Here is a 17,587-nt window from a genome sequence, read left to right as displayed (position 1 = left end):
CGCGTCACTGACACGCATTTACTTTCGCCGGCCGGCGGCCTATTTCGCCCATCAACCGAAAGCCCGAGCACAGTGAACGCAACGCCGCATACGCCGCTTCTCGACAAGGTCCGCATCCCGGCCGACCTGCGCACGCTTGCGGAAAGCGAACTGCCGCAATTGGCGTCCGAGCTTCGCGCCGAGCTGGTCGACGCCGTGTCCCGCACGGGTGGTCATCTGGGCGCCGGGCTTGGCGTGGTCGAGCTGACAGTGGCGCTGCACTATGTCTTCAACACCCCCGATGACAGGCTGATCTGGGATGTCGGCCACCAGGCCTATCCGCACAAGATCCTGACCGGCCGCCGCGACCGTATCCGCACGCTGCGCCAGGAAGGCGGTCTGTCCGGCTTCACCCGCCGCGCCGAGAGCGAGTACGATCCCTTCGGCGCCGCCCACTCCTCGACATCGATATCGGCCGGCCTCGGCATGGCCGCCGCCCGCGATCTCTCCGGCGGCCGCAACAACGTCATTGCCGTCATCGGCGACGGCGCCATGTCTGCCGGCATGGCCTATGAGGCGATGAACAATGCCGGTGCGCTCGATGCACGGCTGATCGTCATTCTCAACGACAACGACATGTCGATCGCGCCGCCGACCGGCGCGATGAGCGCCTATCTGGCGCGGCTGGCCTCCGGCAAGGCCTATATCGGCCTGCGCGATTTCGGCAAGAAACTGACGTCCTATCTCGGCAAGCGCGCGGATCGTGCGATCACAAGGGCGGTCGAGCATGCACGCGGCTATGTCACCGGCGGCACGCTGTTCGAGGAACTCGGCTTCTATCACATCGGCCCGATAGACGGCCACAATCTGGAGCACCTGATCCCGGTCCTGAAAAATGTCCGCGACAATGGCGAAGGCCCGGTGCTCATCCATGTCGTCACCCAGAAGGGCAAGGGCTATGCGCCGGCCGAAGCCGCCGCCGACAAATATCACGGCGTCAACAAGTTCGACGTCATCACCGGCGCGCAGGCCAAGGCGCCAGCCAACGCACCGGCCTACACCAAGGTGTTCGCCGAAAGCCTGGTCCAGGAGGGCCGCGAGGACGACCGCATCGTCGCCGTCACGGCCGCCATGCCGAGCGGCACCGGTCTCGACCTGTTCGGCGAAGCGTTCCCATCGCGCACCTTCGATGTCGGCATCGCCGAACAGCACGCGGTGACCTTCGCCGCCGGCCTTGCCACCGAAGGCTACAAGCCGTTCGCGGCCATCTATTCCACCTTCCTGCAGCGCGCCTACGACCAGGTCGTCCACGACGTCGCCATCCAGAAACTGCCGGTGCGGTTTCCCATCGACCGCGCCGGTTTCGTCGGCGCCGATGGCGCGACCCATTGCGGCGCCTTCGACACCACCTTCCTGGCGACACTGCCGGGTTTCGTCGTCATGGCGGCCGCCGACGAGGCGGAGCTGCGCCACATGGTGCGCACCGCGGCGAGCTATGATGAGGGTCCGATCGCCTTCCGCTATCCGCGCGGCAATGGCGTCGGCGTCGACATGCCGGAGCGCGGCTCGGTTCTCGAAATCGGCAAGGGCCGCATCGTCAAGGAGGGTACCAAGGTTGCATTGCTGTCTTTCGGCACGCGGTTGCAGGATTGCCTGATCGCCGCGGAGGAGCTAGGGGCTGCCGGGCTGTCCACCACGGTCGCCGACGCCCGTTTCGCCAAGCCGCTCGACCAGGATCTGATCCGGCGGCTGGCCCGCTCGCATGAGGTGCTGGTGACGGTGGAGGAGGGCGCCGTCGGCGGCTTCGCCAGCCACGTGCTGCAGTTCCTTGCCCATGAGGGCCTGCTGGAAAGCGGCCTGAAGGTGCGTCCGCTGGTGCTGCCCGACGCGTTCAGCGACCACGCCAAGCCGGAAAAGATGTATGCCGATGCCGGGCTCGATGCCGCCGGCATCGTGCGCACCGTGTTCGTGGCACTCGGGCACACAGTCCACGCCCAGCGCGCCTGAATCCCAGCGCGCCTGAATCAAAGTCTCAAAGACTTGAATCAGTTTGCCGGCAAGCGATCTTAAGGCATTGTTTACGCTGCCGTTTGGCGCTTTGCTTACCGTGTCTCTTGGCCGTTTTTCAATGGCGCCCTGCTAGATCGTGATCAGGCAGGGAGACAACAACAATGAAAACGCTTCTGTGCGGCGCAGCACTTTGCGCCGTTATCATCGCGCCGGCCACAGCCGAAACGCGCTATGACCGCAGCCTTGAAAAGGCGGCGATGGGCATCATCGCCGGCAAGATGGGCGACATCCGCGGCGGCTTTTCCTTCAAGCAGGTGCCGCAATTGGTGGTTCTGCCGGCCCCTGTTCCCGCGCCTGCGGGTGCCATCGAGCCTGCACGCGAGCAAGCTTCGGGCGGCCGTGAGGATGGCTTGTCTCCAGCCGTCGAGCGCCCGGTTTCGCGAACCGTATTCTGAGCTGAAGACCAACAAGCCTTGATCGGGATTGCCCGATCGTTTCGCGCTTGCCGCTGTGCAGGCGATCTAAAAAGCGTCGGCAATGCTACTCCGCCGCAACCAGCTCCGCTTGCTGCGCCGATTTCTCGGGGCGCCAGGATTGCGCCGCGTGGCGGGCGCGGTCTGCCAGGGCGGCTAGGCGTCCGCGCAGGTTTCGTCCACCCACCACCGACGACAAGATCACTGAATGCGTCGCAAAGCGGCGCTTGAAATCCTCGCCGCCGCAGAGAAAATCGATCGTGGTCAAGCCCCGGTCAAACGACCACTGGATGTAATCCATCATCAAGACCATGCCCGGCGAGGCCCGTTCGAAGGCCGGATCATAGGTGGTGACGAAAGCCATCATCGTTCCATGCTGCTCGAAATTGATCGAGATGGCGATGATCTCGTCTTCGCGTTCGAGCACGAAGATGCGCAGCAATCCGAGCTTGGCCAGAACGGAGATCAGTGCCGCCAGCGCGGGGGAGCCTTCGTCGAAGAGGTCCGAAACGCGGCCGTGTTTTGCAAGCCACAACCGCTTCAGCGCGGCGACGCGCTCCAGTACCGGCTCGCGGGCTTCGTGCGCATCCATCAGGCGGAAACGCAGCGCGCCGCCTTCCTCCATGAATTTGTAGCCACGGCGATAGTTTTGCCGAGTTTTCTTCGACTGGCTTTCAAACCATTGTGCGCCGCGTTGCCCGGCGCCGGAAACTCGATAGCTGACCTCGCTGCGGTGGCTTGGCTGCAAGATATTGCTCTGGCCTGGGGCGGCGGGACCAAGCAGGGTCCGGAATCGGGCATCAGGCAACAGACGATTGAGGTAGGCAAGATCGAAGCCGCCATCGTCGAGGATATGTTGCCAGAGTTGCGGCAGGATCTGTGGCTCGGCATCGGGAGCAACCAGGACATCGCCATAGTCGCAGTGATCTTTCGCCGCCCATTCCAGCATACGGATGCCCGAGCGCCAGAAGGTCGCGAGCGCAATGACGGCCTCGAGGCGCTCGCCGCTCCAGACCAGGCCGATCCTGAGACCGCGACGGTCCTGATGCGGTGTGGTGTGCCACCAGGCCGAGATCCAGTCGGGATGCTGGAAAACGAGGCCGCCGGCGCGTTGCCAGAGCGCTGCCCAGGCGGGCGCGATTTCTGCCAGTCGCGCTGGCGAGGTCGCAATTTCGATCCGGTGCGTTCGCGGCATCCGGAACACGGCGGGTCCGTTCATGGCTTCCCCCTTTGCGGCGATTGCTGTGGCTCGGGCTTGTCGGTGCGGAAATGTCTGGCGATCTGCCGCCACATCCGCTTCAGCGGCAGGACATAGAGGCCTGCGAGCGACTGGTAGTCGCGCACGTTGCGTTCGATCAAACCGAACTTGAAGTCCTCGTCGGGTCTCGGAACGCACAGGGTTCCGAAGAGCCGATCCCAGAACGAGAAGAGCAGCCCGAAGTTCTTGTCGTAGTGGCGCGGGTCGGTGCTGTGGTGCAGCTGATGCCAGTGCGGGCACAGGATCAGATTGTTCAACGGTCCAAACGAGATCTTGAAATGCGTGTGCCTGACGAAATCCATCATCAGGATGTTGCGTATGATGTAGACGTTGACGCCGAAGACCGTCAGCTCGACGAGGTTCAGCGACACCAGCGACCAGATGCCGAAGCAGATGCCGGGAATGACGCCGTCCCAGGCCCGGTTCATCAATTCGTCGAGCGGGTGGACGCGATCCTTGGTGATGCCGACCATCACCTCGGCCGAATGGTGAACCTTGTGCAGTTCCCACAGCACCGGGTAGCGGTGCTGGGCGACGTGATAGAGATAGTACGAAATGTCGTAGGCAAGCAGCATCGTGATGGTGAAGATCGTCACCGTCACCGGCCCTGCCGGTCCTTCGATCAGGGGCGGCTGGATTGCCAGCAGCGTGGAGAGCAACCAGTTCGTCGCATAGCCGACGGCGCTGACGAAGACGACGCCGGCGGGCAGCATGAGGAATGGCATCAGCGCCTTCCGCGTCACCCAGAACAAAAGGTCGGCTTTCGCCGAAGGGTGCGTGATGACCTCATGCGGGACTGCGAACTCGAAGAACTCTTTCCAGCTCTTTTTCTCGACCGTGCGCCAGTAGGCGACCAGGGCGCTGACCAAAGCAGTCAGCAACAGAAGTCCGGTCGCCAGCAGGCCGGCGCCGGAAATCCGGTCAAGAACCTTGTAGACGATATCGCTGGCCATTTCCAAGGTTGCCGCCTCTTCATCCGGTTTTTCCGGTCGTCGCGGTCATAACATTGAAGTCCTCAAGCAAATGCGATGAAAATTGGTTAAGAAATCATGAGGCTTTCTAGATTTTAGGCACTTATCGGCAGGCGGCGAGACCTCATGCTTCGGCGGTCATCCGTCTCAACCGGCGCAACGATAGATATTCATAGGGTGGTCGGCGTGACGGAACGCCTCACCATTGCCGCGGTCCAATGTGCTGGGCGTGATGATGGGAACGTGAGACGAGATGCTTCCGGCCGGTGCTCTTGCCATCGTCGTCGGCTTTCGCCATGAAGGCCGATGAATTCCCCTCTGCCAGCCAGCGCACGCCAGCGGCTCGACGACCTGCTCGTCCAGCGCGGGCTGTTTGCCAGCCGCTCACGTGCCCGCGACGCGGTCGAGCGTGGCACGGTGACCGTCGACGGCGTCATTGCGCGCAAGCCCGGCCAGAGCGTTTTGCCGCAATGCCTTGTTACCATCGATGATCCGGCGCAAGGCTATGTGTCGCGCGCGGCACTCAAGCTGATCGGTGGGCTCGATCATTTCGGCCTCGACCCTGCCGGCTCTGAAGCGCTCGACATCGGCGCCTCGACCGGCGGCTTCACCCAGGTGTTGCTCGAGCGCGGCGTGGCCCATGTCACCGCGGTCGATGTTGGTCATGGCCAGATGCATCCTGATATCGGCGGCGACCCGCGTGTGACGGTGATCGAAGGACTGAACGCCCGCGACCTCGCCGTTGCCGATCTCAGCGGGCGTATTCCGGATTTCATCGTGTCCGACGTCAGCTTCATCTCGCTGAAACTGGCGCTGCCGCCGGCGCTTGGTCTGGCGAAGGCTGGCGCCAAGGCCGTGTTTCTGGTCAAGCCGCAATTCGAGGCGGGCCGTGATGCGATCGGCAAGGGTGGTCTGTTGAAAGATCCCTACGACGCCTCCCGTGTCGCCGGCCTGCTGCAGGATTGGCTAGACTCCGTTCCCGGCTGGCGCTCGCTGGGGCTGCATTTGTCGCCGATCGAGGGCGGCGACGGCAATCGCGAATTCCTGCTCGGTGGGATCAAGGACCGATGAGCGCGCGCTTCAGCATCAGGAAACTTGGCGCTCAGGGCGACGGTGTCGCCGAGACCGAGACAGGCGATCTGTTCATTCCCTTCACACTGCCCGGTGAAACGGTCACCGCCGCGCGCGAAAGGGATCGCGCCATGCTGATGGCGGTGCTGGAATCATCGCCGCTGCGCATCGATCCCGCCTGCCGCCATTTCACCGAATGCGGTGGTTGCGCGCTCCAGCATTTCGAAGCCGGAGCCTATCGCCAGTGGAAACGCGAAAAAGTGGCGCACATCCTGAAGGGCAAAGGCATCGATTGCGAGATCGGCGAACTGGTCGCCTGCGCGCCGCAGACGCGCCGCCGTGTCGTGCTGGCCGCCCGGCGCACCGATACAGGCATGCTGCTCGGCTTCCATCGCCATCTGTCGCCGGAGATCATAGCCATATCGGAATGCCCGATCTCGCTTCCTGAGATCGTCGCTTCGCTTGATCGCTTGAAGGCGCTTGCCGAATTGGTCTGCGCAACCACCAAATCGTTCCGGCTAGCGGTCACCGTGACCGGTTCGGGTCTCGATGTCGCGGTTCACGAATCCGGCAAGCTGGGGGAGCATCAGCGCCGCATCGCTGCCAATTTCGTCATGGCGCAGGGCTTTGCCAGGCTGTCCATCGATGACGAGATCATCATCGAGCCGAAAAAGCCGGTGGTCATGTTCGGCAGCGTCGCTGTCGCCTTGCCCCCGGGCGCGTTCCTGCAGGCAACCGAGGCCGCCGAACAGGCGATGGCCGATATCGTCGGCGGACATCTGAAGCGTGCCAAGAAGGTGGCGGATCTTTTCGCCGGCTGCGGCAGCTTTGCTCTGCGTCTGGCCGCGAAGTCGGAAGTCCATGCGGTGGAGGGCGATGCGGCAGCCCTTTCGGCCCTCGACCGTGGATCGCGTTTCGCCACTGGCTTGAAGCGGGTGACGGGTGAACGCCGCGACCTGTTCCGGCGGCCGTTGACGTTCAAGGAATTGAATGCCTTCGATGGTGTGGTGTTCGACCCGCCGCGCGCTGGCGCCGAGGATCAGTCGAAGCAGATCGCCCGTTCGAATGTGCCGTACGTCGCCGCGGTGTCCTGCAATCCGGTGACGCTCGCGCGAGATTTGCGCATCCTCATAGACGGCGGCTACATCCTGAAAAGCGTGACGCCGATCGACCAGTTCCTGTGGTCGCCGCATGTTGAGGCCGTGGCGTTGCTGGAGAAGCCGAAGCGGAGGCGGTAGGTCGCTTGTGCTTGAGTTGCGCGTGAATTGGGCCTATTTTGATACCGTACGCATCAAACTATGCTAGGTAATCGTCATGAACTCCGCAGCCCTCGAAGTTCCGGCGTCACGCTTTGGCGAGGAACGGTCGCCTTACCTTTCGGCAAGGCGTGTCGCGGAACAGCTTGGTGTCAACCTGACCGAATTGGCCGGCCTGATCGGGGTCGCGCGCAACACGCTTGCCGCCAAGGCCGGCGCGCGCAAGGTCGACGCCGCCCTCAGCCCGATCGTCCGCATCCTGTCGATGGCCGGTGAAATGGCCGGCGGCGAGCAACGTGCGGCGATCTGGTTTAAGCACCAGCCGATCCCCGGCTGGGCGGGAAAGACCGCCTACGACCTGGTTCGCGAGGGCAAGACGGACAAGGTGCTTGCCTATCTGGAGGCCGTCCGCTCCGGCGTGTATGCCTGAGATCAGCCTGACCTTGTGGCGGGCCTTCGTACCGCGTTGGGCGCATCTGCCGCTTTCGGGCGTGGGCGCTGCCCACTTCGGCGGTCGCTGGAATCCAATTGGCGCTTCAACGATCTATGCGGCGCGCGAATTGTCCACCGCCTGGGCGGAGTACAATCAGGGCTTTGTCCAGCATCCGGCGTTAATTGCCCAACTTGAGCTCTCGGGCGCGCGCTTGGCCGATCTGACCGATGCCGCAATGCTGAGCGAATTGGCCATGACGGCGGGCATTCACCAATGCGAATGGCGAGACATGCTGGATCAGGGCCTTGTGCCCGAGACCCACAAGCTGCGGGATCGCCTGCTTGCCGATGGGGTGAACGGCGTGATCTATCCGTCCTTCATGTCGCCCGGCGGCACCTGCGTTGCGCTCTGGCGCTGGAACGAGGATGGCGCGCCGCGCCTGGAGGTCGTCGACCCCGACCGTCGTCTGCCGAAATCGCCGGCATCCTGGCTTTAGGGCAACTCAGATGGGCGAGTAAGCTCGTCGACTGTTCTTATCAAACCCTGGTGCCGCCCACCGTCATCTGGTTCATGCGCAGATGCGGCTGGCCGACGCCGACGGGCACGCCCTGTCCGGCCTTGCCGCACATGCCGATGCCGGTGTCGAGTTTCATGTCGTTACCGATCATCGAGACGCGGTGCATGGCGTCCGGACCGTTGCCGATCAGCATCGCGCCTTTGATCGGCTGCGTCACCTTGCCGTTCTCGATCATGTAGGCCTCGGTGCAGCCGAACACGAATTTGCCCGAGGTGATATCGACCTGACCGCCGCCGAAGGAGACGGCATAGATGCCGTTCTTGACCGAGGCGATGATTTCGTCCGGCTCCATGTCGCCAGATGTCATATAGGTGTTGGTCATGCGCGGCATCGGCTGGTGGGCATAGCCTTCGCGGCGGCCGTTGCCGGTCGCCTTCATGCCCATCAGCCGGGCATTCTGGCGATCCTGCATGTAGCCGACCAGCTTGCCATCCTCGATCAGCACATTGCGGGCCGAAGGTGTGCCTTCATCGTCGACGGTCAGCGAGCCGCGCCGTTCGGGCATCGTGCCGTCGTCGACGACGGTGACCCCCTTGGCGGCGACCTGCTGGCCGAGCAGGCCGGCGAAGGCCGAGGTCTTCTTGCGGTTGAAATCGCCTTCCAGCCCATGGCCGACGGCCTCGTGCAGCATGACGCCCGGCCAGCCGCTGGACAAGACGATGTCGAAAGTGCCGGCCGGGGCCGGTATGGCCTCGAGATTGACCAGAGCTTGCCTGAGCGCCTCCTTGGCGGCGTGCTTCCAGCTGTCCTCGACCAGGAATTCGCCAAACGCCTTGCGGCCACCCATGCCGTAGGAGCCGCTCTCCTGGCGGTCGCCATCGCCGACCACGACGGAGACGTTGATGCGGACCAGCGGGCGGATATCGCGCACCACCTGGCCATCGGCGCGCACGATCTCGACATGCTGCCAGGATGCGGCGAGCGATGCCGAAACCTGCCGCACGCGCGGATCCTCGGCGCGCAGCCAGGCGTCGATTTCCTGCAAGAGCTTTGCCTTGGCCTCGAAGGAAGGCGAGGGGATCGGGTTCTCTTCGCCATAGAGATGGCGGTTGGTGCGGGCAGGTGCCGCGGCAAGCGTGCCGGAATAACCGCCCTTGACGGTTGAAACGGCATCGGCCGCTCGCAGCAGCGACGCTTCGGAGAGGTCGCTGGAATGCGCATAGCCGCTGGCTTCGCCGGCAACCGCACGCAGGCCAAACCCCTGGTCGGTGTTGAAGTTGGCGGTCTTCAGGCGGCCATTGTCGAACATCAGCGCTTCGCTCTCGCTGTATTCGAGGAACAGCTCGCCGTCATCGGCGCCGTTGATGGTATCGGCGACGATCCGCTTGATGCGATCGTCTGAAATGTCGAATTGGCCGATCAGGCTGTTCATGGCGCATCCGTTCACAGGAGGAATGGGTCTTTGCCACGATGTAGGCGCGAAGGCGCGCCGAGACAATCGCTCTGCCGCATTGTGAAGACAAAAGCGGTTTGCCAGCAGCCCGTCGAAGTCACTTCTGGTTGAAGCCGGTGATGTCGCCGGGCTTTCAGGGGAGGGCGGCGAAGCCGTCGGCAAAGCCCTTGAGGTCGACCGGGATGCCGATGCCTTCTTCCGGGGTCTGGAAAACGATGAAGGTGGCCGACGTGCCGGTCTTCAGCGTGTCGAGAAGCGGCTTTTCGAGGATAACCTCGGCATAGCAGCCGTCCTGGAAGCAGCGCACGAAATAGGCGCGGCCGATGTCCTTGCCGTCGACATTGAGGCCGAGCCCGTTGGGCAAAAGCACGCCGAGCGGCGCCAGCACGCGCAGGATCTCCGCCTTGTTGTCGGCGGTGCGCAGCACCACGACCGACAGTCCCATCTCCGGACGGTCCTCGGCGACGACGTTCTGCATCATCACGCATTGTTCCGAGGTGGCACCGGCCGGCGTGTCGCAGATGATCGACCATGCGCCATGCGTCGAACGCACGGTGCCGCTCGGCTGCGCGGCGTTGGCCGTGCCGGACAGCACGATCGCGGACAGGCCAATGCCAGACAGGGCGGCGAGAAAGATGACCTTCGCCCAGTTTCTCGAAAACCGAGAGTTTCTCGAAAGCCAGTAATTCATGACGGCTCCATTGCGAATCACGGCACTTTAAGCCGCGCCAAAGCCAAGTAAAGGACGAGACCGCACCAGGTCTGCCCCGAAAAAGCCAATTGGGCGCTTTTCCCTGCCAATTTCGCCCGAATTGCGACGTTCGGCACCTGCGGCCCGCGGGAATGCTGCTGCGGGCTCACTGTAGGCGATTGGGTGCTGCCGCGGCTGCCTCCAAAGGCACATCCGGGCTTGCGCGCAAAAATGCCGCACGGTTTCGTCCGCTCCTTTCTTGCGGAGGGAAAAAGAGTATGGTTTGAACCACCTTGAAACTGTCGGGATTCCCGTCCCGGCATTGTTCGTTATTCTCGTGGGTACCGCAGCGAGGAACTGGGAGACGATGAGGGCGATGAGAAATTTCCTGGCAAACGCCAAGGTTCCAGCAAGTGCCAAGTTTCTAAGTGCTTGTGCCGCTGTCACGTTTTTCGCCGGCGCATCCGCCCATGCCGACCAGCCCAAGAACTGGGAGACAACCTTCCAGGCGCCGGCGACCGACATGATGCGGCAGATCGAGTGGTTCGGGAACTACACGATGTGGTTCATCGTTCCGATCACCATCCTGGTGCTGCTTCTCCTCGCTTATTGCATCGTCAGATTCCGTGCGAGCGCGAACCCGGTTCCGTCCAAGACCAGCCACAACACGCTGATCGAGGTGATCTGGACTGTCGGTCCGGTCGTCATCCTGCTTTGCTTGGCAATTCCCTCGTTCCAGCTGCTGACCGCGCAATACACGCCGCCGGAAGAAGCGAAGCTGACCGTCAAGGCGACCGGTAACCAGTGGAACTGGGACTACGAGTACCAGACCGAAAACACGCTCTCCTTCAATTCCGCGATCCTTCAGGACACCGACCGCGCCGCCGCCGGCAAGGAGGACCGCAAGGTTTATCCGCGCCTGCTCGCGGTCGACAATGAACTGGTGGTGCCGGTCAACACCATGACCCGCGTGCTCGTCACCGCGACCGACGTGATCCACTCCTTTGCCATGCCGTCGTTCGGCATCAAGATCGATGCCATTCCGGGCCGCACCAACGAGACCTGGTTCAAGGCGGAGAAGGAAGGTATTTTTTACGGCCAGTGCTCGCAGCTCTGCGGCAAGGACCATGCCTTCATGCCGATCGCCATCCGCGTCGTCTCCGATGCGCAGTTCAAGACCTGGCTGGCGGCAGCCAAGACCGATCTGCCCGGCGCCAACAAGACGCTGATGGCCGAGGTCGACGGCCAGAACAAGGTAGCGGCCGCCGGCAACTGATGCCGCGGGTTAGCAAGATTTAGGGAACGGAGCGGAACATGGCAGACGCTGCAGCTCACGACGGGCACGACCACAAGCCTTATCACGGCTGGGTCCGCTGGGTTTATTCGACCAACCACAAGGACATCGGCACGCTCTACCTGATCTTCGCGATCATGGCCGGCATCATCGGCGGTGCCTTGTCTGTCGCCATCCGCATGGAGTTGCAGGAGCCTGGCATCCAGATCTTCAGCGGTCTGGCGCAGATGGTCTACGGCATGAACGGTGACGCCGCGATCGACGGCGGCAAGAGCATGTACAATGCCTTCGCCACCGCGCACGCCCTGATCATGATCTTCTTCATGGTCATGCCGGCGCTGATCGGCGGCTTCGCCAATTGGATGGTTCCGATCATGATCGGCGCGCCCGACATGGCGTTCCCGCGCATGAACAACATCTCCTTCTGGCTGCTGCCGCCGGCCTTCATCCTGCTTCTCACCTCGATGTTCGTGCCGAGCGCGCCGGGCGCCTTTGGCGTCGGTGGCGGCTGGACGCTCTATCCGCCGCTTTCGACCTCGGGCCAGCCCGGGCCGGCCATGGATCTGGCGATCCTGTCGATCCACATTGCCGGTGCGTCGTCGATCCTCGGCGCCATCAACTTCATCACCACCATCTTCAACATGCGCGCGCCTGGCATGACGCTGCACAAGATGCCGCTGTTTGCCTGGTCGGTGCTGATCACCGCCTTCCTGCTCCTGCTGTCGTTGCCGGTCCTGGCCGGCGGCATCACCATGCTGCTCACCGACCGCAATTTCGGTACCACCTTCTTTGCGCCCGACGGCGGCGGCGACCCGATCCTGTTCCAGCACCTGTTCTGGTTCTTCGGTCACCCTGAAGTGTACATCCTGATCCTGCCGGGCTTCGGCATCATCAGTCACGTCATCTCGACCTTCTCGAGGAAGCCGGTGTTCGGCTATCTCGGCATGGCCTATGCCATGGTGGCGATCGGCGCCGTCGGCTTCATCGTGTGGGCGCACCACATGTACACGACCGGCCTGTCGCTCGACACGCAGCGCTATTTCGTCTTCGCCACCATGGTCATCGCGGTGCCGACAGGCGTGAAGATCTTCTCCTGGATCGCGACGATGTGGGGCGGGTCGATTTCGTTCAAGACGCCGATGCTGTGGGCGCTGGGCTTCATCTTCCTGTTCACCATCGGCGGCGTCACCGGCGTCCAGCTGGCCAATGCCGGCCTCGACCGCTCGTTGCATGACACCTATTTCGTCATTGCCCACTTCCACTACGTGCTGTCACTGGGCGCGGTGTTCGCCATCTTCGCCGGCTGGTACTACTGGTTCCCGAAGATGACCGGCTACATGTATTCGCCCGTCATCGCCAACACCCATTTCTGGGTCACCTTCGTCGGCGTGAACCTGATCTTCTTCCCGCAGCACTTCCTCGGTCTCGCCGGCATGCCGCGCCGCACCATCGACTACCCCGATGCGTTCGCCGGCTGGAATTATGTGTCGTCCATCGGCTCGTATATCTCGGCCATCGGCGTCCTGATCTTCCTCTATGGTGTGTTCGAGGCCTTCCAGAAGAAGCGGATCGCCGGCGCCAACCCATGGGGCGAGGGCGCAACGACGCTCGAATGGCAGCTGCCTTCGCCGCCGCCCTTCCACCAGTGGGAACAGCTGCCGAAAATCAAGTAAGGCGGCTGCCCGCTCGAATACGAAACCGCCGGTCCGCCGGCGGTTTTGGCCAACGGATGATGGACTTAAGTACGCATGGCCCTTGTCGACGAACCATTGATTGACGAAGCGGGCTTTCGCATGTCGGAAGCGACGGCGGGCGATTTCTTCGCGCTGCTGAAGCCGCGCGTCATGTCGCTGGTGGTGTTCACCGCCTTTGTTGGCCTTGTCGCCGCACCCGTGACCATCAACCCTCTGCTGGCGGTGATCGCCATCCTGGCTATTGCAATAGGTGCTGGTGCCTCCGGCGCGCTCAACATGTGGTACGATGCCGACATCGATGCCGTGATGACCAGGACCGCCAACCGCCCGGTCCCGGCCGGTCGCATCCAGCCGCACGAAGCGCTGACCTTCGGGCTGGTGCTGTCGGTGCTGTCGGTGATGACGCTCGGCGTGCTGGTCAACTGGCTGGCGGCGACGCTGCTCGCCTTCACCATCTTTTTCTACGCCGTCGTCTACACGATGTGGCTGAAGCGCTGGACGCCGCAGAACATCGTCATCGGCGGGGCCGCCGGTGCCATTCCGCCTGTGATCGGCTGGGCCGCGGTGACCGGGACAGTCAGCCTCGAAAGCATTGTCCTGTTCCTGATCATCTTCCTGTGGACGCCGCCGCATTTCTGGGCGCTGGCGCTGTTCAAGTCCGAGGACTATGCCAAGGCCGGCATTCCGATGATGCCCAACGTCGCCGGCCACGCTTCGACCCGCCGCCAGATCTTCGCCTATGCGCTGGTGCTGGCCCCGGTCGGCGTGCTGCCGTGGCTGCTTGGCTACACCACGCCGTTCTATGGCGTGGCCGCCCTGCTTCTGGGAGTCGGTTTTGTCTGGTACGCGTGGAAAGTGCTTGGCATGGCCGACGATGACCGCGTCATGAAACCGGCCAAGGCCCTGTTCGCCTATTCGCTGCTTTATCTCTTCGCCATCTTCGCTGCCTATCTGGCCGACAGCGTTGTCGAACGCGCGCTTGCCATGGGTGGAGCATGACCATGATCGAGGAAAAGCTCGAGACCGTCACGTTGACCGAGCGTCAGAAGAAGGCGCAGCGCAGCCGTTCTATCGCCATCGGTGTGGCGCTGGCGCTGCTGGTGGTCATTTTCTACATCGCGACGATCGTGAAGTTCGGCCACAATCTGGGCACGATGTGATGAGCGTCGAGACCTCCAAAAAAGCGGCTGGCAAGAACGGCAACGTCATCGTCGCGGCTGTCTGCCTCGCCTTTTTCACCGGCATGATCGGCATGGCCTATGCCGCGGTCCCGCTCTACAAGATGTTTTGCCAGGCGACCGGCTATGGCGGCACGACGCAACGTGCCGAGAAGCAGTATGCCGGCCGCGTGCTCGACCGCGAGATCACCGTCCGCTTCGATGCCAACATCGCTGGCGTGCCGTGGGAGTTCCAGCCGGTCCAGCGCTCGATGACGATGAAGATCGGCGAGACCGTGCAGGCGCACTATCAGGCGACCAACAAGTTCGATCGTCCCGTGACCGGCCGCGCCACCTTCAACGTGCAGCCTGAACTGGCGGGTCCCTATTTCAACAAGGTCGAGTGCTTCTGCTTCACCGACACGACGCTGAAGCCCGGCGAGACACTGGACATGCCGGTCCTGTTCTACGTGGACCCCGACATCGTCAATGTGCCGGAACTGAAGGACGTGAAGACGATCACGCTGTCCTATACGATGTTCCCGGTCGAGAAGGCCAAGCCGGTCGCCTCCTCGGAGCCGGCCAAGGGCAATAGCAAGACAATTTCGAATACCGAAGCAAATCTCGGGGGTTGATATGGCAGACGCGCACGCAAAACCACAGCATGACTATCATCTCGTTGACCCGAGCCCGTGGCCTTTCCTGGGATCGGTAGGCGCACTTGTCGCCGCCTTTGGCGGCGTCTGCCTGATGGAATACCTGAAGGGCGGCTCGTTCCCGATCTTCGGCTTCAACATCGCCAATCCATGGCTGTTCTTCATCGGTCTCGTGATCATCCTCTACACCATGTTCGCCTGGTGGTCGGACACGATCAAGGAGGCGCATGAGGGCCATCACACGCGTGTCGTGTCGCTGCATCTGCGCTACGGCATGATCATGTTCATCGCCTCGGAGGTGATGTTCTTCGTTGCCTGGTTCTGGGCCTATTTCGATGCCAGCCTGTTTCCGAGCGAAGTCCAGCAATATGCCCGCACCGCGTTTACCGGCGGTGTCTGGCCGCCGAAGGGCATGGAAGTTCTCGACCCCTTCCATTTGCCGCTCTACAACACCGTCATCCTGCTGCTGTCCGGCACCACGGTGACCTGGGCGCACCATTCGCTCATCCATGGCGATCGCAAAGGCCTGATCAACGGCCTGGTGCTGACTGTTGGCCTCGGCATGCTGTTCACCATGGTGCAGGCCTACGAGTACATGCATGCTCCGTTCGCCTTCAAGGATTCCATCTATGGCGCCACCTTCTTCATGGCGACCGGCTTCCACGGTTTCCACGTCATCATCGGCACCATCTTCCTGTTGGTCTGCCTGATCCGGGCGATGAAGGGTGATTTCACCCCCAAGCAACATTTCGGCTTCGAGGCGGCCGCCTGGTACTGGCACTTCGTCGACGTGGTCTGGCTGTTCCTGTTCGCCTCGATCTACGTCTGGGGATCGGTCGGCGCGGTGATCGAGGGCCACTGATCCTGGCCTGAGGAATTTCCGTTTGGGGAGGGGCGGCCGCGGCAATGTGGCCGCCTTCTTCTTTTTGGCGCAATGATCGCTGATCGATAGCCAATGCGGCTGACAATTTTCCGGGCCATTTGCGCATTGATGATCGCGGCACTCCCGGCCTTTGCCGGCGAGAAGGTGGATCTGGTGCGTGTCCACAAAGCCGAACGCCGGCTGGAACTCATCGGCGACGGCAAGATCCTGCGCAGCTACGGCATCGCACTCGGCGGCGATCCTGTCGGGCATAAGCACCAGGAGGGCGATCAACGCACGCCCGAGGGGAACTATGTCCTCGACTGGCGCAACCCGAACAGCATCGCGCACAGATCGATCCATATTTCGTACCCCAACACCGACGATCTGGCGGCCGCCAGGGCGCGCAATGTCGACGCGGGCGGCATGATCATGATCCACGGCCAGCCAAACGGTTATGGCTGGTGGGGCTGGCTGCTTCAATTGGTCGACTGGACCGACGGCTGCATTGCGGTTACGGACTCCGATATGGACGAAATCTGGGCGATGGTGGCCGATGGCACACCGATCGAGATCGAGCGGTAGGCAATGAGTGGCAAGATGAACTGGTTGCCGGTCGATCTGAAATCGAGCGGTAAGCAATGAGCGACGACTCTTCCAAGAGTGAAGATAGGGCGATCTGGCCGCCGATCGATCCGATCTCGGCCGGCCTGCATGGCCGTTGCCCGCGCTGCGGCGAGGGGCGGCTATTTTCCGGCTTCCTCACCGTCGGCAAGCGATGCGTCAATTGCGGCCTCGATTATTCCTACGCTGATGCCGGCGACGGGCCGGCGGTGTTCGTGATCCTGATCATCGGCTTTATCATCGTCGGCCTGGCGCTCTGGGTAGAAGTCGCGCTCAGCCCGCCGCTCTGGCTGCATCTGCTGGTCTGGATTCCGCTGGCTGTTGTGCTGTGCTTGACGGCGCTGCGGCTGATCAAGGGCGTGCTGCTGACGCTGCAATACCGCAACCAAGCGGCCGAGGGCCGGCTGGATCGCGGCGAATGAGCGAGGCTTCCCTTAAAACTGACGGTCGTTCGCGGCCGCGATCTGCATTGCTGCTCGGCCTTGGCCTTGTGCTGTTCCTGATCCTGCTGGTGCTCGGCACCTGGCAGATGCAGCGCCTGTATTGGAAGGAAGGCCTTCTGCAGACCATCGACCAGCGCACCCATTCGGCGCCGTTGCCGTTGGTTGCGGTCGAGAAAGAGTTCGCCGCCACCGGGGATGTCGATTATACGCCTGTCACCGTCACCGGCACGTTCCTGCATCAAGGCGAACGCCATTTCTACGCGACCTGGGAAGGTGATGCCGGCTTCAATGTCTACACGCCGCTGGCGCTCGACGACGGCCGCTTCGTCCTGATCAATCGCGGCTTCGTGCCTTACGATCTGAAGGATGCCGCCAAGCGCGCCAAGGGACAGGTGGCTGGCAGAGTGACGGTCACGGGGCTGGCCCGCAACCCGCTGCCGGGCAAGCCGTCGATGATGCTTCCCGACAACGACGTGGCGAAGAACATCTTCTACTGGAAGGACCGCGACGTGATGGCTGCAAGCGCCGGTCTGCCGGCGGGCGCCGCGCTGGTGCCGATCTTCATCGACGCAGACAAGACGCCAAACCCAGGCGGCTTGCCGGTTGGCGGCGTCACCATCATCGATCTCCCGAACAGCCATCTCCAATATGCGATGACTTGGTACGGGCTTGCCGCGGCGCTCGCAGCCGTGCTCATCCTGCGGCTTCGCCGTCCCGCGAAAGACGAATGAACGCGGCTGATGCC

19 protein-coding genes are annotated in these 17,587 nt (G+C 62.6%); 15 read left to right on the top strand and 4 right to left on the bottom strand.

Annotated features, from left to right (window positions below):
• Nucleotides 1-72 precede the first annotated feature (72 nt).
• Both dxs and NKJ67_RS05165 read left to right on the top strand, forming a co-directional pair.
• Nucleotides 73-1,986, top strand: a complete 1,914-nt coding sequence (dxs, locus tag NKJ67_RS05170; protein ID WP_352580716.1) for a 1-deoxy-D-xylulose-5-phosphate synthase — start codon at nucleotides 73-75, stop codon at nucleotides 1,984-1,986.
• Nucleotides 1,987-2,150: 164 nt separating this feature from the next.
• Entirely contained in the window at nucleotides 2,151-2,444 is a 294-nt protein-coding gene (locus tag NKJ67_RS05165; RefSeq protein WP_127268717.1) for a hypothetical protein, read from the top strand.
• 85 nt (nucleotides 2,445-2,529) lie between these two features.
• On the opposite strand, the gene NKJ67_RS05160 is transcribed toward NKJ67_RS05165, so the two are convergent.
• Both NKJ67_RS05160 and NKJ67_RS05155 read right to left on the bottom strand, forming a co-directional pair.
• Nucleotides 2,530-3,411, bottom strand: coding sequence for a GNAT family N-acetyltransferase (locus NKJ67_RS05160; RefSeq protein ID WP_236382844.1), 882 nt, complete (start codon nucleotides 3,409-3,411; stop codon nucleotides 2,530-2,532).
• 266 nt (nucleotides 3,412-3,677) lie between these two features.
• Nucleotides 3,678-4,673 (bottom strand): sterol desaturase family protein, encoded by a 996-nt coding sequence (locus NKJ67_RS05155; RefSeq protein ID WP_164748752.1) that lies wholly within the window; start codon nucleotides 4,671-4,673, stop codon nucleotides 3,678-3,680.
• Nucleotides 4,674-4,997: 324 nt separating this feature from the next.
• Between NKJ67_RS05155 and NKJ67_RS05150 the strand changes: the two genes are divergently transcribed.
• The 4 genes from NKJ67_RS05150 (at nucleotide 4,998) to NKJ67_RS05135 (ending at nucleotide 7,947) form a co-directional block, all read left to right on the top strand.
• Nucleotides 4,998-5,762: a TlyA family RNA methyltransferase gene (locus tag NKJ67_RS05150; protein WP_352580715.1), complete on the top strand. Its 765-nt coding sequence runs from the start codon at nucleotides 4,998-5,000 to the stop codon at nucleotides 5,760-5,762.
• Nucleotides 5,759-7,000 carry a class I SAM-dependent RNA methyltransferase gene (locus tag NKJ67_RS05145; RefSeq protein WP_352580713.1) on the top strand — a complete coding sequence of 414 codons (1,242 nt, stop codon included), beginning with the start codon at nucleotides 5,759-5,761 and terminating at the stop codon, nucleotides 6,998-7,000. The genes NKJ67_RS05150 and NKJ67_RS05145 overlap by 4 nt, the downstream gene beginning before the upstream one ends.
• Nucleotides 7,001-7,076: 76 nt before the next feature.
• Nucleotides 7,077-7,448 carry an antitoxin Xre/MbcA/ParS toxin-binding domain-containing protein gene (locus tag NKJ67_RS05140; RefSeq protein WP_127270326.1) on the top strand — a complete coding sequence of 124 codons (372 nt, stop codon included), beginning with the start codon at nucleotides 7,077-7,079 and terminating at the stop codon, nucleotides 7,446-7,448.
• Nucleotides 7,441-7,947: an RES family NAD+ phosphorylase gene (locus NKJ67_RS05135; protein ID WP_352580712.1), complete on the top strand. Its 507-nt coding sequence runs from the start codon at nucleotides 7,441-7,443 to the stop codon at nucleotides 7,945-7,947. The genes NKJ67_RS05140 and NKJ67_RS05135 overlap by 8 nt, the downstream gene beginning before the upstream one ends.
• Before the next feature lie 40 nt (nucleotides 7,948-7,987).
• Here NKJ67_RS05135 and tldD read toward each other — a convergent pair whose 3' ends face one another.
• Complete coding sequence (gene tldD / locus NKJ67_RS05130; protein WP_352580711.1) at nucleotides 7,988-9,400, bottom strand: metalloprotease TldD; 1,413 nt, start codon at nucleotides 9,398-9,400, stop codon at nucleotides 7,988-7,990.
• Nucleotides 9,401-9,554: 154 nt separating this feature from the next.
• On the bottom strand, nucleotides 9,555-10,112 hold the full coding sequence (locus NKJ67_RS05125) for an invasion associated locus B family protein (protein WP_127380620.1): 558 nt from the start codon (nucleotides 10,110-10,112) through the stop codon (nucleotides 9,555-9,557).
• A 376-nt stretch (nucleotides 10,113-10,488) separates the two neighbouring features.
• Here NKJ67_RS05125 and coxB point away from each other — a divergent pair, with 376 nt between their 5' ends.
• From coxB to NKJ67_RS05080, 9 genes are all read left to right on the top strand, one after another.
• Nucleotides 10,489-11,388, top strand: a complete 900-nt coding sequence (gene coxB / locus NKJ67_RS05120; protein ID WP_127327253.1) for a cytochrome c oxidase subunit II — start codon at nucleotides 10,489-10,491, stop codon at nucleotides 11,386-11,388.
• A gap of 38 nt (nucleotides 11,389-11,426) precedes the next feature.
• Nucleotides 11,427-13,079: a cytochrome c oxidase subunit I gene (ctaD, locus tag NKJ67_RS05115; RefSeq protein WP_023808611.1), complete on the top strand. Its 1,653-nt coding sequence runs from the start codon at nucleotides 11,427-11,429 to the stop codon at nucleotides 13,077-13,079.
• A gap of 75 nt (nucleotides 13,080-13,154) precedes the next feature.
• Nucleotides 13,155-14,099 (top strand): heme o synthase, encoded by a 945-nt coding sequence (locus NKJ67_RS05110; protein ID WP_352580710.1) that lies wholly within the window; start codon nucleotides 13,155-13,157, stop codon nucleotides 14,097-14,099.
• Nucleotides 14,096-14,260 (top strand): cytochrome c oxidase system small membrane protein, encoded by a 165-nt coding sequence (locus NKJ67_RS05105; RefSeq protein ID WP_024503613.1) that lies wholly within the window; start codon nucleotides 14,096-14,098, stop codon nucleotides 14,258-14,260. The genes NKJ67_RS05110 and NKJ67_RS05105 overlap by 4 nt, the downstream gene beginning before the upstream one ends.
• On the top strand, nucleotides 14,260-14,892 hold the full coding sequence (locus tag NKJ67_RS05100) for a cytochrome c oxidase assembly protein (protein WP_127395869.1): 633 nt from the start codon (nucleotides 14,260-14,262) through the stop codon (nucleotides 14,890-14,892). Before NKJ67_RS05105 ends, NKJ67_RS05100 begins: the two co-directional genes overlap by 1 nt.
• Before the next feature lies 1 nt (nucleotide 14,893).
• The gene (locus tag NKJ67_RS05095; protein ID WP_127270321.1) at nucleotides 14,894-15,775 is read left to right on the top strand and encodes a cytochrome c oxidase subunit 3; all 882 of its coding nucleotides are present in this window, start codon (nucleotides 14,894-14,896) and stop codon (nucleotides 15,773-15,775) included.
• Nucleotides 15,776-15,868: 93 nt separating this feature from the next.
• The gene (locus NKJ67_RS05090) at nucleotides 15,869-16,360 is read left to right on the top strand and encodes a L,D-transpeptidase family protein (protein ID WP_127320373.1); all 492 of its coding nucleotides are present in this window, start codon (nucleotides 15,869-15,871) and stop codon (nucleotides 16,358-16,360) included.
• A 56-nt stretch (nucleotides 16,361-16,416) separates the two neighbouring features.
• The gene (locus NKJ67_RS05085) at nucleotides 16,417-16,821 is read left to right on the top strand and encodes a DUF983 domain-containing protein (RefSeq protein WP_127327095.1); all 405 of its coding nucleotides are present in this window, start codon (nucleotides 16,417-16,419) and stop codon (nucleotides 16,819-16,821) included.
• Nucleotides 16,818-17,573, top strand: a complete 756-nt coding sequence (locus NKJ67_RS05080) for an SURF1 family protein (protein ID WP_164762540.1) — start codon at nucleotides 16,818-16,820, stop codon at nucleotides 17,571-17,573. Before NKJ67_RS05085 ends, NKJ67_RS05080 begins: the two co-directional genes overlap by 4 nt.
• Nucleotides 17,574-17,587: the final 14 nt, after the last annotated feature.

Origin of the sequence: Mesorhizobium sp. M0088 (genome assembly GCF_040322895.1) — a bacterium.
Taxonomy (GTDB): Bacteria; Pseudomonadota; Alphaproteobacteria; order Rhizobiales; family Rhizobiaceae; genus Mesorhizobium.
This window is presented reverse-complemented; position numbering and strand designations above follow the sequence as displayed.